This is a genomic window from Dyella humi, assembly GCF_044904605.1.
In the GTDB taxonomy this organism is placed as follows: Bacteria; Pseudomonadota; Gammaproteobacteria; order Xanthomonadales; family Rhodanobacteraceae; genus Dyella_B; species Dyella_B humi.
In genome coordinates, this window is the sequence record NZ_JADIKI010000023.1 from 2,163,487 (window position 1) to 2,179,627 (window position 16,141).

Annotated in this window: 11 protein-coding genes; 2 read left to right on the forward strand and 9 right to left on the reverse strand. The window is 61.5% G+C overall.

Going from position 1 to position 16,141, the window contains the following annotated elements; genetic code table 11:
* Positions 1 to 87: 87 nt before the first annotated feature.
* Entirely contained in the window at positions 88 to 1,650 is a 1,563-nt protein-coding gene (locus ISP18_RS20700) for a tetratricopeptide repeat-containing sulfotransferase family protein (RefSeq protein WP_380006869.1), read from the reverse strand.
* 150 nt (positions 1,651 to 1,800) lie between these two features.
* Between ISP18_RS20700 and ISP18_RS20705 the strand changes: the two genes are divergently transcribed.
* Positions 1,801 to 2,475 carry a Fe2+-dependent dioxygenase gene (locus tag ISP18_RS20705; RefSeq protein WP_380006871.1) on the forward strand — a complete coding sequence of 225 codons (675 nt, stop codon included), beginning with the start codon at positions 1,801 to 1,803 and terminating at the stop codon, positions 2,473 to 2,475.
* 152 nt (positions 2,476 to 2,627) lie between these two features.
* On the opposite strand, the gene ISP18_RS20710 is transcribed toward ISP18_RS20705, so the two are convergent.
* The 7 genes from ISP18_RS20710 to ISP18_RS20740 all read right to left on the reverse strand — a co-directional run bounded on the left by ISP18_RS20710 (position 2,628) and on the right by ISP18_RS20740 (position 12,801).
* Positions 2,628 to 4,106, reverse strand: coding sequence for an efflux transporter outer membrane subunit (locus ISP18_RS20710; protein ID WP_380006874.1), 1,479 nt, complete (start codon positions 4,104 to 4,106; stop codon positions 2,628 to 2,630).
* Positions 4,103 to 7,306, reverse strand: coding sequence for an efflux RND transporter permease subunit (locus tag ISP18_RS20715; protein ID WP_380006877.1), 3,204 nt, complete (start codon positions 7,304 to 7,306; stop codon positions 4,103 to 4,105). Before ISP18_RS20715 ends, ISP18_RS20710 begins: the two co-directional genes overlap by 4 nt.
* Positions 7,307 to 7,376: 70 nt before the next feature.
* Positions 7,377 to 8,555: an efflux RND transporter periplasmic adaptor subunit gene (locus ISP18_RS20720; protein ID WP_380006880.1), complete on the reverse strand. Its 1,179-nt coding sequence runs from the start codon at positions 8,553 to 8,555 to the stop codon at positions 7,377 to 7,379.
* 114 nt (positions 8,556 to 8,669) lie between these two features.
* Entirely contained in the window at positions 8,670 to 10,028 is a 1,359-nt protein-coding gene (locus ISP18_RS20725) for a sensor histidine kinase (RefSeq protein WP_380006883.1), read from the reverse strand.
* Positions 10,021 to 10,722 carry a response regulator transcription factor gene (locus tag ISP18_RS20730; RefSeq protein WP_380006885.1) on the reverse strand — a complete coding sequence of 234 codons (702 nt, stop codon included), beginning with the start codon at positions 10,720 to 10,722 and terminating at the stop codon, positions 10,021 to 10,023. Before ISP18_RS20730 ends, ISP18_RS20725 begins: the two co-directional genes overlap by 8 nt.
* 105 nt (positions 10,723 to 10,827) lie before the next feature.
* The gene (gene grxD / locus ISP18_RS20735; protein WP_380006888.1) at positions 10,828 to 11,754 is read right to left on the reverse strand and encodes a Grx4 family monothiol glutaredoxin; all 927 of its coding nucleotides are present in this window, start codon (positions 11,752 to 11,754) and stop codon (positions 10,828 to 10,830) included.
* 183 nt (positions 11,755 to 11,937) lie between these two features.
* Positions 11,938 to 12,801 (reverse strand): UDP-2,3-diacylglucosamine diphosphatase, encoded by an 864-nt coding sequence (locus tag ISP18_RS20740; RefSeq protein ID WP_380006891.1) that lies wholly within the window; start codon positions 12,799 to 12,801, stop codon positions 11,938 to 11,940.
* A gap of 173 nt (positions 12,802 to 12,974) precedes the next feature.
* Here ISP18_RS20740 and ISP18_RS20745 point away from each other — a divergent pair, with 173 nt between their 5' ends.
* Positions 12,975 to 14,270, forward strand: a complete 1,296-nt coding sequence (locus ISP18_RS20745) for an aspartyl/asparaginyl beta-hydroxylase domain-containing protein (RefSeq protein ID WP_380006894.1) — start codon at positions 12,975 to 12,977, stop codon at positions 14,268 to 14,270.
* 5 nt (positions 14,271 to 14,275) lie between these two features.
* Here the strand turns inward: ISP18_RS20745 and ISP18_RS20750 are convergent, their stop codons facing one another.
* The gene (locus tag ISP18_RS20750) at positions 14,276 to 16,114 is read right to left on the reverse strand and encodes a tetratricopeptide repeat-containing sulfotransferase family protein (protein WP_380006897.1); all 1,839 of its coding nucleotides are present in this window, start codon (positions 16,112 to 16,114) and stop codon (positions 14,276 to 14,278) included.
* Between the last annotated feature and the right edge of the window lie 27 nt (positions 16,115 to 16,141).

The following is a 16,141-nucleotide window of genomic DNA, read 5'->3' on the forward strand; positions in this document are numbered from 1 at the left end:
CCCGTAGGCAGTTCACCGGTGTCAGGAATGGCACCGGTAACGGAAGCAAAGAAAAAGGCCGCCGGTTATCTGGCGGCCTTTTTCGTTTCAATGATGGAGACGTTGAATCAGCGGTTCCAGGAAATCCCGATATCGCGGACTGCGTGCCGTATCGCCTCGAATGGGCTGGCGTACTTGCGCCGCACTGGCCGTGCTGTGTACATCGCGTTGTGTCTGGTGCGGCATGAGGCATGCCGCGTCGAAGGGCAGTTGGCAGAATGAAAGCAGCTGCCGGATCTGTGTTTCGGGGTCACGTACCAGCGTCTCGTAGGAAAGATCGAACCCGTGGCCCGGATAACGCTCCTGCCAGTAATCGGTGATGTGTTGGTAGTCGTTGTAGCAACTGGCCAGATCATCCAAGTCATAGCTGAAGTGGATACCTTCGCTAAACAACTGGCGGTAGCAGGCAAAACAGGTTTCGACCGGGTCGCGATGGCAGTTGATGATCTTGGCGCCCGGCAGCATTGCGCGGATGGCGCCGATCCATTGCCAGTTTTGCAGCCCTTTATCGGTGAAATAAGGGCGCTTGGCGCGCCAGCGGGTGGTGCGGGCAAGATAGCTCTTGCCTAAGCGCGCCCAATCCTCCGCCGTGGCATCTACTACCCAATGCGGGAAGTCCTTGCCGCGCCGTTTCGATTCATCGTCGAGAACCTGTGACAGGTCCGGGATCTCATTGGCGCCTTCCACCAGCGGGTGTGAGGCAAGGATGTGCTCAACCAAGGTCGATCCAGAGCGGGGCAAGCTGGCGATCAGGATCACCTCGTGCCCGAGGGTCGTATCGAGCGGTGCTGGCAACGGACGGCGGAATGATTCGACGATGGCGTCGATATGGGCGCGCTCCGCTGCAGCATCCCACTGAACCAACTGGCGTTTGAGTGCATTGGCCTCGCGCAATGCCTGAAAAGCACCGCTGTAGTCATGCTGGTCTTCCAGGGCTTTGTATAGACTGAAGCCGAGCGATACGCGCGAGTCGGGCGCAAGCTGCTGGTTTTGCAGAGCGCGATGGATCTGCTTGGCATCCATCAGCGTCAGCGACTCCGTCTTCAGATTGGCCAATGCGTGCCAGGCATGCGCCTGATCAGGCTGAAGGGCCAGCACTTTGCGGTATTCGGCGACCGCCTCCGCGATATTGCCGCGAATCGTGAAAATGTCCGCAAGCGTGATGCGTGCACTGATATGCCGCTCATCCAGATCGAGGGCGCGTCGCAAAGCATCCGCGGCCTCGTCCAGTTGCCAGTGCAATTTCAGCGCTTTACCGAGGTTGTACCAGTTCGATGCTTGCATGGGGGCCAGCTCCGTGGCGCGGCGCAGGCAAACAAACGCTTCTTCGGTCGCGCCAAAATCGTAAAGGGCGCCTCCTAGATTCGTGAGGATGTTCGGGTCATCAGGACGTTGCTGCGCAGCTTTGCGCATGTACTTGGCGGCGGTGTCATGGTCACCACGCATCTGACAGGCTATGCCGTACAGAAACTGCGCATTGGCAAAGCCAGGCGCCTCGGCCAGCACGCGTTTCAAGGGTTGCTCGGCCAAATCCGCGCGCCCTTGGGATAACGCCTTGCCGGCTTCGCTCAGCCACTGGCTTGCTGCGGGAGAGAGGGAGGGAGGCGACATGGACTACCTGATGCGGATGGTTTCAGAATCGATGCCTAGTTTTGCATGTTCTTCACGGTAAAGAACGGCCTTATGACGGCAGGCGTTCCGCTCCATCGGGTGTGCGATTACCATGGACGTCGTCATGCAACCTCATGAAGGGTTAGTGCCTTGATTCACTGTATCCCCGCCGTTCTAGGTCCCGACGAGCTGGCTGCCATCCGGTCCAGACTGGAGAATGCCCCGTTTATGGATGGCGCCGGTACGGCCGGCTGGTCCGCGCGTGAGGTGAAGAAGAATCTGCAAGTGACGCCGGGGGCACCCGAATATGAGCAGATTGCACGCATTGTGCGTGAAGCCTTCATGCGCAGCGGTGAATTGCAGACAGCGTTGCTGCCGGCGACAGCAACGCCGGTATTGTTCAACCGTTATAGACAAGGCATGGAATACGGTCCCCATGTGGATACGCCGGTCATGGGAAGCATGAGCAATGCGATACGTAGCGATATTGCCATCACCATTTTTCTCTCCGACCCGCGAAGCTACGACGGCGGCGAGTTGACCGTATTCATGAATGGCATCAGCAGCCAGTTCAAACTTGAGGCGGGTGCCGCGATTGCTTACCCCGCCAACACCTTGCACCACGTAACACCGGTTACTCGCGGCGTGCGCGATGCGGCGATCCTCTGGGTACAAAGCCAGATACGCGATCCGGCGAAACGGGAGGTACTGTGGGATATGGAAAGCGCCAAGCGTTTGACTTTCCAACGTGAAGGCAAGAGCGAGACTTTCGACCTGATCAGCAAGTCCCGCGCGAACCTGATCCGCATGTGGGCGGAAACCTGACGGAGGCCACACGTAAAAAGCGTGTCGGCTTTGCTGCGGCTATTGCGTGGCATCGAGCTGTGCCATGGCCGCCTCCCAACGTCATCGCATCCTCCGCACGCATCGCCAATACGCTCCGAAAATGCGCCGCCGCCGTTGCATGGTCACCACATCTATTTCGCTTCCGCACCGGCGTCCCACCCGCCGCCTAACGCTTGATACAGCGCTACGGTGTCGTTGTAGCGTTCGGCGATGGCCTGGATTTTGGCGATACGCGCTTGTTGATAGGCCTGCTCGGCGCTGAGCAGTGCCAGCGCGTTGACGGCGCCGAATTCCAGCTGTTGCTGGGTGAGGTCGCGCGTCTTGCGCGTGGCGGTCTCGGCTTGCGCGGCGGCGGCCAGCGCCTTGCTGTCTTCATCGAGTGCGTACAGCGTATCAGCGATATTCTGGAACGCGGTGAGCGCCACGTTGCGGTATTCCGCCTTGGCCTGATCCAGTGCCGCTTCGGCGGCGCGTTGATGGTGTTTTAGGGTGCCGAAATCGAACAAGGTTTGCGACACGGTGCCGGTAAGACCCCAGAACAGGTTGTCGTCGGTGAACATGCGGCTGAACTGGGTGGAACTGCCGCCGTACTGTCCGGAGATCGAAAACTGCGGTAGCCGATTCGCCACGGCGATGCCGACTTCTGCGCTGGCGGCGTGCACCTGCGCTTCTGCAGCTAGCACGTCCGGACGTTGGCGGATGATTTGTGCTGGCAAACTCAGCGGCAGGGTGGATGGCAACTGCAGCGTATCGAGATCAAGGTCAACGTTCCCGGCTTGCGAAGGCGGCTCGCCGATCAGCACGGCCAGCAAGTCGCGCGTCTGTTCAAGCTGCTTTTGCAAGGTGGGAAGGTTCTGTCTCGCTTGTGCGAGGGCGGCGGCTTGCGCGGCCACATCCAGACCGGTCGCTCCGCCCATCGCCTGCTGTTGTTGCAGGATGGAAAGCGCGCGCGCGTCGGCTTCGATCGTTGCTTGAGTTGCTGCGATCTGCGCGCGCAAGCTTGCTGCTTGTACGGCCGCGTTCACCACGTTGGCAGCAAGCGTGAGATACGTCGCGTCCAACTGATAACGCTGGATGTCGGCCTGCGCGCTAAGCGACTCCACTGTACGACGATTCAAGCCGAACACATCGGGCACGTAACCCACACTCAATTGCGCGGTATGCAAGGTGTAATAGGTTTGCCCCGAGGTGAGCGTAGGCGAGATCGTGCCCACCGCATTCCGCTGGCGCGAAGGTGAGTAGCTCGCCTGCAAGGTTGGGAAATAACTCGCGCGTTGCGCGGCGACGTCTTCCTTCGCTTGACGCAGTGCTGCCTGCGCAGCGTCGATGGTGGGATTGTGAGCGCGCGCGCGTTCGACCAGATCGTTCAAGGAGGGGGAGTTGAACGCATGCCACCAGTCGCGCGGCACGGATTCGCCTTGTGTGAATCGCTGGGCATCGTTCGTGTCCGCTGTGCCGATGCTGGACGGCATCGGCGCGCGCGTGAGGCTGTCCGGAGATGGCGTGCTGGGGCGATGATAGTCCGGTCCCACCGCACAGCTGGCAACAAGCGTAGCGAGCACGAAGATGCCGACACGCCGGCCGCACGTAGCGAGCAAGCGCCTGCTCATGCCGCACCTCCTTCCTGACCTGCAAGGCGCTGCCGCCGCGCGCGGCGTGCCTGCGACCATTCCACCACCATCACCTGTAAGGCCGGTGCCACGATCAGCAGCATGATCGGCCCCAGCAGCATGCCGCCCACCACTACCGTGGCCAGCGGGCGCTGTACCTGGCTGCCAATGCCGTGGGAGATGGCCGCAGGGAGCAGGCCAATGCACGCCGAAAGCGCGGTCATCAGCATGGGACGCATGCGTTGCTCTGCCGCCAGGTACATCGCCTCCATCGGCGACTTGCCTTCGAACAGTAGATGATTGAAGTAGGTGATGACCAGAATGCCATTCATCACCGACACTCCGAACAGCGACACGAAACCGATCGCCGCCGATACGCTGAGATTCAAGCCCGACAGATACAGCGCGATGATGCCGCCGGCAATGGAAAAGGGAATCGCCGCCAGCGTCAGCAGACTGTCGCGCATCGAATTGAACAGAGTGAACAGCAACGCAAGAATCAGCCCGATGGCGATCGGCAGCACCACCGCCAGCCGCTGCTTGGCTTGCTGCATGTCGGAAAATTCGCCGGCCCAGGACAGGTGATAGCCGCTAGGTAGCTTTACGTTCTGGGCGATGCGCCGCTGCGCTTCTTCCACGGTGCTGCCAAGATCACGATCGCGCACGCTGAATTTCACGGGTATGTAGCGGTCGTTGCGCTCGTGATAGATGTAGGAAGCGCCGGTATCCAGCGTGATGTTCGCCACTTCGCGCAATGGCAGGTAGGCGGTATTACCTGCGGAGTTCGTATAGCCGACCATGATGTTGCCGATGGCATCGATGCTGGATCGATACTGCGGAGACAGTCGCACCATCAGCGCAAATTGCTTTTCGCCTTCCTGCACGGTGGTGGCCTGGGCGCCGGCCAGCGCGGCCTGGACCACCGTGTTGATGTCGCCAGTGTTGAGGCCGTAACGTGCGGCCTTCGCTCGATCGATGGTGATATTGAGATTGGGCTGGCCCAACACGTGGAACACACCCAGATCCTGCACGCCCCGCACCTGCTGCATCTGGTGCATCACCTCGTCGGCGAGCTTTTCCAGTTCACCGAGATCCGGTCCGAGAATCTTCACGGCATTGGCGCCTTTCACACCAGACAGCGCCTCTTCCACGTTGTCCTGAATGTACTGCGAGAAGTTGAAGCCCACGCCGGGGAATTCAGCTGCGAATTCCTTCTGCAGTGCGGCGACCAGCTTGGCCTTGCTGTCGCCGGGAGGCCAATCGCTTTCCGGCTTCAATGGTACGAACAGTTCCACGTTGTAGAAGCCAGCCGCGTCGCTGCCATCATCCGGGCGGCCGTGTTGCGACACCACGGTGATCACTTCCGGATGCGACTTGAGGATATGCCGCATGCCGTCAACCATCTTCATGCCGGCTTCCAGCGAAATGGTCGGTGGCATGCTGGCACGAATCCACAGGTTGCCTTCCTCCAGTGAGGGCAGGAATTCGGTACCGATGCGCGGTACCAACAATCCGGCCAGCAGCAGAAAGCCGAGCCCGAGCCCTACCGTCAGCTTGCGCCTGCGCAATGCCCAGCGCAGGATCGGCGAATAGATGCCGCGTATCGCGCGCACGAATACCGTCTCGACTTCCTTCACATGCAATGGCAATAGCAGCGAGGCGAGCACAGGCGTCACCGTGAAGGTGGCGAGCAGCGCGCCCGATAGCGCATAGGCATAGGTGCGCGCCATCGGATTGAATATCTGGCCTTCCACACCCTGCATGGTGAACAGCGGAATGAACGCTGCGACCGTAATAGCGGACGAGAACAGTACCGCGCGATCCACTTGTAACGCGCTCACGTAAAGCATTCGGACGCGATCCGTCCAGCCATGGCTGCCGGAACCGGTGGGGCCGGCGCCGCCGCGGCTTTCCGCGTAGTAATGCAGCAGTTCCTTGCGCTCCGTTTCGCTCTTTTGCAGGTTGCGGAAGATGTTCTCGATCATGATCACCGCCGAGTCGACGATGATGCCGAAATCAACCGCACCCACCGAAAGCAGGTTGGCCGAATCGCCGCACAGCACCAGGATGATGATGCTGAAGAACAGGGCGACGGGAATGTTCGCGCTCACGATCAGCGCGCTGCGCAGGTCACCCAGGAAAATCCACTGGATGAGGAACACCAGCAGGCAGCCGAACAACAGGTTGTGCAGCACCGTGTGCGTGGTGACCGCCACCAGCGTGGATCGATCGTAGAACGATACGACCTTCACCCCGGGCGGCAATGTGCCGTCGTGATTGAGCCGGTCCACTTCGTCTTTGACGCGCGTGATGACGTCGCTGGTGTGCTCGGTAGGATTCATCACCACGATGCCGGTCACCACATCGCTCTGATCGTCGCGACCGCCCTTGCCCAGGCGCGGCGCGGTGCCGACTGATACATCGGCGATATCCTTCACCAACACCGGCGTGCCGTTGTTCTGCGACAAGACCACATGCTTGATGTCGTCGGTATCGGCTACTAAACCGACGCCGCGCACGTTCACCGATTGCTGGCCCAGATTGAGCGTGCGCCCGCCAACGTTTTCATTGGCATTGCCGAGCGCGGTGATGAGCTGCGGCAGGGTGATCTTGTAGCCTTCCAGTTTCGGCATGTCGACGTCGACATGGTATTCCTTGGTGGTGCCACCCCACGTCACCACTTGACCTACACCGGGTACTGACAGCAGGCGATGTGACACTACCCAGTCCTGCAGCGTGCGCAGATTGGTGAGGCCAAAATGCGGTGGCCCAACCACCTGGTAGCGAAAAATTTCGCCGACCAGACTCGATGCCTGAATCTGCGGCTGCTGATTGTTGGGCAGGTTGACGTTCTGCTGCAGATTGATCGCGGTACGCGTATAGGCGAAGTTGTAATCGACACCATATTTGAAGGTGACGCGAACGAACGACAAACCATAGAACGAGGTAGAGCGGATGTTGTCCACTCCCGGAGTCGTCGCCACGCCCAACTCCATCGGGCGCGTGTAGAGCCGCTCCATCTCTTCAGCCGACAGGCCCGGTGCCTGCGCAGTAATTTCCAGAATCACCGGCGCCGGATTGGGATACGCCTCGATGTTGAGCTTGCTGTACGCCATCAGGCCCGCGGCCAGAAACGCCAGCAGGGCCATGATCACGACGGAGCGTCGGGAAAGCGCAAAAGCGATGAGGGCTCGTAGCACGGTGCTGTCTTATCTGGAGGGTTTTGTCGTCCCTCTCCCCGAGGAGGAGGGATGCTAAGCGCGAGGGGCGCTAATCATCATCCGGCTGCTGCGCCAGCATGTTGTCGAGGAACAGCGCGCCTTCGCCAGCGACGCGCTCACCGGCTTTCAGCCCGTCAAGAATCTGAGTCACGCCTTGTTGGCGCTTGCCTATCTTGACGATGCGCTGCTCGAAGCGACGGCCGTCTTGCGTGACGTACACCATCATGGTGCCGTCGCCTTCGCGTACTACGCCGTCTTCGGGCACGGCCGGCGACTGCTCCGGTATCGCGGTCTGTACCGCGGCGTTGACCAGCATCTGCGGGCGAAGAACGCGATCCGGATTGGGAATATCCGCGCGCACCATCACGGTATGCGTGTTGGGATCGACCGAGCTGGCGATGTAACTCACTTCACCATGCAGTGTACGGCCGGGCAGTGCCGGTAGGGAGATCGAGAGCGGTTGATGCAGCTTCAACGCGGCGGCATCGTCCTCGGGCATGTTCGCCACCATCCACACGCTTGACAGGTCGGCCACGGTGAAGGGAACCGGCGAATTGCCGGGTTGCACCAGGTCGCCTACGGCGAGCGAACGGTTGGCCACCAAGCCGTCGAACGGACTCAGGATGTGCAGTTCGTCATCTACCTTGCGCGTGGCTAACAGGCGATCGATATCCGCCTCGCTCTTGCCGAACAGCAGCACCGTTTTACGCGCAGCGAGGTAATTGGCTTCGGCGGTTTGTTCATCGGACAAAGCCTGTTCCACGTCCTTCTGCGCACTGGCCTGGATAGGCAGCATCTTTTGTGCGCGAACCAGCGTCTTGCGGTTTAGCGTGAGTACGCCATCGGCAGCTAGCAATGTGGATTCTGCTTGCAGCAAATCGGAGCTGGCGATGGTGAACAACACTTGCCCCTTGCGCACCGTATCGCCTTCTTCCGCCGCTATGCTCGCTACGCGACCGGTATACGGGCTGGAGATCTGGGCAATGCGACCTTGATCGTAGTCGATGTAACCGACAGCCCCGCGCCAGGTATCGAAGGCGTGCTTACCCACTTCGATGACCGCAACCTGCTTGGCCTGCGTGTCGGTGAGGGTGACGCTGTGCGTGTCGGTGCCGGCGTTGGGTGTCGGTGCTGACGGTTCGCGATGGGCGAGCCAGACATAGCCGATGCCCACGACAACGGCGGCGGCCATGGCAAGAAAAAAAATGCGTGCGCGCTGGGAGGGCATGAAACGGTCTTGATTCGCTGCGATGGAATACGGGGGACTTGCGTCTGTTGACCATAGCGGTCACCGCATGCAGGGAATAGTTACGATTTGGAAAGGTTGCAGACGCGTCCTGATTTATGCCCGAGGCAGCAGGATGCTTGCCTTCAAACCAGGATGCGCGTCTTCCAGAATCAGCTGTCCGCGATGCAGGGAAACCACGGCCGCGACGATAGAAAGCCCCAGCCCGTTGCCGCGCTGGCTGCGGCTGTTGTCCACGCGGAAGAATCGCTCGGTGGCACGACCGATCGCCTCGGGGGGGATGCCTGGCCCATTATCCTGCACCACCATGCGCACCTGTTGCGCATCCTGCTGGATGGACAGCCGGATCCGCGCACCGCTGCCCGCATATTTGATAGCGTTGTCCAACAGATTGGCGAGCACGTTCGCGATCAGATCGCGATCGGCATGCACGGATGGCGCATCGTCCACGTCCAGGCTCAAGTGCATGCCCTGCGCCTCGGCGACCGGCTGGTAGAGTTCCAGCAGATCGTCCATCACGGGGCGTAGCGACAGTCGTTCGAAGCGCTGCCGGCGCACACCAGATTCGGCTTCCGCAATCTGCAGCAATTTTTCGAACAGGCCGATCAAATTGTCGATTTCGTCGATGGCATAGTGCGAAGCCTCGTGCAGGCGCGCCGGCAAGGCGGGCGGCTGCAGCGCGTCTTCCAACGCACCGCGAATGCGCCCCAGCGGGGTGCGCAGATCGTGGGCGATGGTGTTGGAGACATTGCGCGCGGTGTCCATCAGGCGCTCGATGTCGTCGAGCATGTAGTTGATGTCGCGTGCAATGCTGGCGAGTTCGTCCCTGGCCCGGGCGGGCGCTATGCGTCGGCTCAGGTTACCGGCTGATACGTCCTGCGTGGTTTGCTGGATGGCCGCCAGTCGCGCTCGTAGTTGCGCACGGAACAACAGCGCTCCCAGCATAGCCAGCAACAAGCCGAGCAGACCGCCTATCGTCAGTGCAGTCAGGATCATCCGCTCGAGCTGATGCTGCTCCAGCAGATCGCGTCCGACCATCAACTGACTGCCGTCGTCGAAGCGGTGCACCAGCAGGCGGCTGGTCGAGTTGCGTCCGAGGCGCTGCACCTGCGTCTTGATCAGCGCATCGTTAGCGCTAGGTAGCGAGGGCCATGCTGTGAGGTTGCCAATCAGTTTCTTGCCGTGTGGATCGAGCAACAGATAGACCTCGGTTTCCACGTCCTTGTCGTCCGTCAGCAGCGTGTGGATGGCTTGCAGCAGCGCGTCCGTTCCGCTGCGATCGTGCACCTGCTCCAACTGATGAGCAATGGCGACGATCTGCCGGTCGGTATTGCGCGCCAGCAATCCGGCGGTGCCAACGTAGAACACCATGGAGATGATGCCGATCGAGAGCAGGAACAACAGGCCATAGCCCAGCGCGAGGCGGAAAACGATGGAGTGGCGCAGGCTAGTCATGCGCAGCTTCGTCGGTGGACGTCTGGACGGTATAGCCGACACCACGCACGGTATGGATCAGCGCGGTGGAAAAGTCGCGATCCACCTTGTTGCGCAGGCGGCTCATCTGTACATCGATGACATTGGTTTCGGGGTCGAAATGGTAGCCCCATACGGCCGTCAGCAGCCGTTTGCGCGTCACCACCTCGCCCTGATGCCGCACCAGGTATTCCAGCAGCTGGTATTCGCGCGGTTGCAAGGCAATCGGCTTGCCGGCACGCGAGGCGCGACGCGTGCGCGTATCCACCGACAGATCACCCACAGCGAACACGTGCTGGTTGTTGCCGCCGAGCAACGCCCGTCGGCCCAGCGCCTCGATGCGCGCCAGCAGTTCCTCGAAGGCGAAAGGCTTGGTGAGGTAGTCGTCGCAACCGTCGCGCAGGCCGCGCACGCGTTCGTCCAGCCCGGCGAGCGCGCTGAGCACGAGCACCGGCGTGTGGTCGTTCCGCGCACGCAGCGTAGTCAGCATGGCGAGCCCGTCGATATCGCCGGGCAGCATGCGGTCGAGCACGATCACGTCCCAGGTCGTGGCACCGGCTTGCTGCAGTCCGCTGGCGCCGTCGCCGCATAGCGCAACCTCATGGCCCGATCGGAGCAGGCCGTCACGAATGAAGCGGGCGGTTTGGACGTCGTCTTCGATCAATAGGCAGCGCATGCAGGACTTTGCCTCGAGCGGTTCGACACCATCATTAGACTATCGCAGACAAAAAAATACGGGGCCGAGGCCCCGTACGTATTGTGACGAGCTGGTGCCGGAAGATCAGTAGCGAGGCACGTTGGAATCGATCTCGGCAGCCCACGCGTCGATGCCGCCATCCACGCTGTACACCTGCGTGAAGCCGTGCGCGGCGAAACGTTCCGCCACACCGCGGCTGGAAATGCCGTGGTGGCACATGAAGGCCAGCGGCGTGTCCTTGGGCAGATTGGCGAGGGTGTCGTAGCCTTCCTGTTCCAGCACGAGTGCCTGCGACAGCGGCGGGGCGATCGCGCGGCCCTGCGCCGGGCGCGTATCGATCAGGGTGATGTTGCCGGCGGCAAGGCGTGTCTTGAGTTCCTGCACGCTCATCGACTGGATGCCGCCGCCTGCGCCGGGAAACTTCAGGCTCAGGCCTTCACCCTGCATGGTGGATACCCAGTCGATCACGATGCCCTTGGCGCGCTGCGCGCTGGCCGGGTCGAAATGCACTTCGATGCCGTTGGCGGTAACCACGATGTCGTGCTCGCTGGCCGGTGCAAGCTGGAAGCCGGCGCTATGATCCGGGCCGATTTCCAGATGCAGCGCCATGCCCTGCGCATTGGCCGTGCCGGAACGGATGGCGTCGGCGGCTTTATCGGTAATGGTGATTTCCGGCGGCGTGCGATCCGGCTGCGCCGCGCCGAACAGCTGATGCAATTCGCCGCTGCCGTACATCTGGCGGATGATGTCGGCGCCGCCGACCAGCTCACCTTCGACGTAGAGCTGCGGGATGGTCGGCCAATTGCCGAACGCCTTGATGCCTTCGCGGATTTCCGAATCTTCCAGCACGTTGACGGTGTGGTAATCGGGCACCAGTTCGTTGAGCGTGTTGACCGCGGCGGCGGAGAAGCCGCACATGGGCTGGTGACGGGTGCCCTTCATGAACAGCACCACGCGGTGGTCTTTGAGCAGGCTTTCGATACGGTCGCGGGTGGCGGTTTCGAGGGACATAACGGCGGGGACTCCAGCAGAAAGGGGCCATTGTATCCCCTCCCATATGCTGGCAGTTTGAAGGGCTTCAAGGCGGGCGTGCGCGTGAGAAATGCAGAACGCCGCCTGCTTGCGGGTTTTCTAATTCCTCTACGCGCCTTCGTTTCAGATCGTAGGCTGGGATTGCATTCCAGCCTACTTGGCTCAGGCGGCGGACGGCAGTTCGTCCAATTCCTCGGGCTTCTTGCGCCGTGCCAGCGGCGCCAGCGCCAGGGCTGCCATGGGCGAAGGCTGCACCAACTCGCGGGTGGCGTGGCCCAGTGCGGTGGGTTGCTCGCTCCAGTGGATCAGTTCCATCGCGCCTTGCTCGTCCTCGATCAGGGCGGTGCAGTGTTCCACCCAGTCGCCGTCGTTGAGGTACACCACGCCGTCGATGGTGCGTACTTGGCCAAAATGGATATGCCCGCAGATGTGGCCGTCCACTCCGCGCTCGCGCGCATCCGCGGCGACGCGTTCCTCGTAGGCGCGGATATAAGCCAGGGCCTTGCCGATGTGCGATTTCACGATGATCGATAACGGCAGGTATGGCAGCGCCATGCGACGGCGCCAGGCGTTGACGCGTCGGTTGCCCCAGCACACGAAGCGGTGCATCGCCTCGCCGAGGTGCAGCATCCAGCTGCGGCCGATCTGCTCGGGATCGTATTCGTCGCCGTGGCTCACGCGATAGCGGCGACCGTCGGCGCCCACGTGGATGGCATCCAGCTCGATGCGCACACCGCAGATGGATTGTCCCACCAGGCCGCGTAGCGCGCAGTCGTGATTGCCGGGAATATAGGTGACCTCGATGCCGCGGCGTGCCATATCCAGCACTTCGGCGATCACGGTGCCGTGGTCCGGATGCCACCAGCGGCGGCGGCTGAGTGCTTCCAGGTCGATGATGTCGCCCACGAGGTAGAGCTTTTCGCACTGCAGGTTGCGCAGGAAATCCAACAGATAGGCTGCTTTGCAGTCCGGTGTGCCCAGATGGACGTCGGAAATGAAGGCGCTTCGGCAGCGAAGGATGGCCATGGCGTCACTCCCCGGTAGGTTGCCGGGAGCATAGTCTGGTACCGCAACGTCACCGTGGGATGGCGAAATCGTTGCAGAGAGGTTGCCGTGGCTGCTTTTTTTCTGCTGCGACAGGTGGGAAAGCGTGTCCCGGTGTGCGATAAAACCCAGGCCGGGAAGGGGAGGAAACGGCCATGAACACAACGCAGCTCGCGCAATGGCGCGAGGCCGCGCATGCCTGCCTCGACCGCGGCGAACTGCAGCAGGCCGAGCAATGGTTCCAGCGCGTGCTGGATGCAGTGCCGGACGATGTGGAAGCCCTGCAGATGCTGGCCAGTTGCGATGTCGCCCGTGGTGAGCTGGGATCGGCGCTGGCGCGGCTACAGGCGGCCTTGCGGATTCAGACGGACGATGCGGGCATCCTGCAGCAATTGGGCACCGTGCAGATGGCAGCCGCGGACTTTCCCGAAGCGGCCAAGACGCTGCGAAAAGCTCTGCGGCAGGCGCCGGATCTGTTCGTAGCGCGCTTGCGATTGGGGCTGGCGCTGGAACAGCTCAATCAGCCGCACGATGCATTGACGGCCTATTTCGGAGCTCTGCGTACGGCCCAGAATCAAGGGCGCTGGATCAGCGACGCGACCACCGCACCCGGTCTTCGTGAGGCGGTGAAGCACGCCATGCGCTACGTCGATGCCGGGCGGTTGGCCTGGTTTCGACGCGTGCTGGAGCCTTTGCAGCAGCGTTATGGCGCGGTTGAGATGCACCGGGTGGAACACTGTCTGGACGTCTATCTGGGCGAGCAGTCCATCGAGATGCCCGATCCTCGGCAGCGGCCCAAATTCCTCTATTTTCCCGGCATTCCCAGTCAGCCTTACTACCTCCGCGAACGCTTTCCCTGGCACGACGCGCTGGAGGACGCCACCAGTTGGATGCGCGAAGAACTGCGCGGCGTGCTGGCGCAACGGCAGGGCTTGGAAGCGTTCCTCGGCGCGCCACCGCCAGGGCAGCAGGCGATGCTGCAATCGTCAGGACCGGAGCCCGCGGCCTGGGACGCCTATTTCTTTTGTCGCCATGGCGAGCACTACGACGAGCACACAGCAGCTTGCCCGCGCACGGCCGCCTTGCTGGATAGCCTGCCGCTCACTCGCGTCCGCGGGCATGCACCGGAGACGTTGTTCTCCGTGCTGAGTCCTGGCACGCACATCCTGCCGCACACGGGCGTGACGAATGTCCGCCTGGTGACGCACCTGCCGCTGATCGTGCCACCCCATTGCGCTTTGCGCGTGGGCGGCGCAACACATATTTGGAAGGAAGGGCGCTGCGTAACCTTCGACGACACCTTCGAGCACGAAGCCTGGAATCGCAGCAGCGAAACGCGCGTGGTGCTGATCCTGGACAGCTGGAATCCCGACCTGACCGAAGTCGAATGCGTGGCAGTCACCGAGCTGATCGAGGCGATCGGCGATTTCAACGCAGCCAGCAGCGAGTAGGCGATTCAGACGTAGCCAAGCCGTTCCATCATCGGCTGCAGGATCGGCAGCACCGGCTCGAACATCTCACGATAAGCATGCCAACGGTGCACCGCGCGGCCATGGATGCCTTGCGTCACCTGCGCATAGCTGGGTGTGCTGATGTAGCCCTTGCTGCGCGCATGTTCGGCGAAGCGCGCCATCGGTGCGGCATCGTCTACATCGAGAAAATGACCAAGCCGTTGCACATGCTCGTCAAAGCGGGCCACCACCGATTCATAGCGCCATTCCAGTGCACGCGGCGCGAATACTTCGGCTTGGTTGAACCAGTGTTCGAACGCTCGCACATAGCCGCGCGCCAGCCGTTCCAGCGAACTGCACAGCACCATGAAGGCGGGCGAGCGGAACGACTGCATATAACAGCTCAGCAACACATCACAAGGATGACGCAAGCATAGAATGATGCGCGCCTCCGGAAATAACCGCGCGATCATCGGCAGACAAAGCATGTTGAGCGGATTCTTATCTACCAGTCGGTGCGCCCCTAGGTCGGGCACAACCTTGCGCACCATGGATGCATAAACGGAACGCAACTGCTCCGCTTCCGTTTCGGTGAGTTCGGCGAGCGCGGCGGGATAGGGCTGGCCGGCGAAGTTCATGCGTTCGGTCAGGTCATGGATGAACGCGCGCTCGTCCATCGCGCAGAAATCCGGATGCGCATCCAGCATCTGTTCCAGCAGCGTGGTGCCGGAGCGCGGAAAGCCAACCACAAACACCGGGCTTTGCTTGTCGCGTGGCGGCTTCAACGGTTTCCAGCGATCGCGTTCGATGCGGCTGACAGAGAGATCTGCCATGGCCAGCGGCAGACTATCCTCAGCCATCAACTCGGGAACGATGATGCGGGCGATGCCAAGCTGCGTTTCATGTGCGTGCTGTAACGCTTGCCAAGCTTCGCGATGGCGCTCTTGCTTATCGCGTGCGGAGGCGAGACCAAAGGCGGCTTGCGCGCGCACTTCCGTGTCATCGGTGGTTGCCAGGATGCGTTCGTATAGCTCGGCTGCGTGTTGTGTATCGCCGCGTCGCATCGCGACCGACGCATACGCCAGCCATGCGGCACAAGCCAGTTGCGGATGTTGCGTGGGCAGTTCGTCCAGCGGCAGTTGCGCCAGCTCGGCTTCGGCCTGATCGAGTCGATTGCCGCGCTCATGCAACGATGCGCGCATGGCCGTGATGCGCCAGCGCAGATTTTCGGCTGTATCGTCTTCCGGCAAAACGGCCTTTTCCAATGCACGAAATGCCGCATCCTGTTGCCCCAAGGTGGACAACATGCTCGCCAGCGTCAGTGCCTGTTCGGCAGATTGTGGCGGCCACGCTGCGGCGTTTTCCAGCATGGCTTCTTCGCCACTGTTGTCGCCGCAGACGTGGCAGGCATGCGCGGCGTGCAGGCGCGCATCGATGAAGTCAGGCGCGATCTGCACGGCCTCTAACAACGATTCGCGCGCGGCCAGCCAGTTCCTTTGCTGTAGATAGAGCAGGCCGAGGTTGTAGTGCACGTCGGCCTGCTGTGGGGCCAGGGCCACGGCGCGTCGCAAGGCCTGTTCGGCGGTTGGCACATCGCTCAGTTCGCGAGCAATCAGCCCCAGGTTGTTCCAGTATTCGAACGTTTGCGGCTTGAGTTGTGTCAGGCGAACGAGGAGTGGCAGTGCTTCAATGGGTCGTGCTGTGGCGCGCAATGCCAACGCACGCAGCAGCAGGGCAGTTTCGTCATCGTCAGGCATGGTCTCGCTCAAGACCAGTACACGCGACATGTCGCCCTGGTTGAAGGCCGCGAGCAAGTCGGTCGTTCTGGATCTTGAGGAATCCACGCTTCGTGTCTCCGCGCTGTGCGTTGC

Coding starts and splice junctions, on each gene's coding strand:
- ISP18_RS20725 (WP_380006883.1), bottom strand. CDS start 10,028: ATGACTAGCCTGCGCCACTCCATCGTTTTCCGCCTCGCGCTGGGCTAT.
- ISP18_RS20740 (WP_380006891.1), bottom strand. CDS start 12,801: ATGGCCATCCTTCGCTGCCGAAGCGCCTTCATTTCCGACGTCCATCTG.
- grxD (WP_380006888.1), bottom strand. CDS start 11,754: ATGTCCCTCGAAACCGCCACCCGCGACCGTATCGAAAGCCTGCTCAAA.
- ISP18_RS20745 (WP_380006894.1), top strand. CDS start 12,975: ATGAACACAACGCAGCTCGCGCAATGGCGCGAGGCCGCGCATGCCTGC.
- ISP18_RS20700 (WP_380006869.1), bottom strand. CDS start 1,650: ATGTCGCCTCCCTCCCTCTCTCCCGCAGCAAGCCAGTGGCTGAGCGAA.
- ISP18_RS20710 (WP_380006874.1), bottom strand. CDS start 4,106: ATGAGCAGGCGCTTGCTCGCTACGTGCGGCCGGCGTGTCGGCATCTTC.
- ISP18_RS20720 (WP_380006880.1), bottom strand. CDS start 8,555: ATGCCCTCCCAGCGCGCACGCATTTTTTTTCTTGCCATGGCCGCCGCC.
- ISP18_RS20730 (WP_380006885.1), bottom strand. CDS start 10,722: ATGCGCTGCCTATTGATCGAAGACGACGTCCAAACCGCCCGCTTCATT.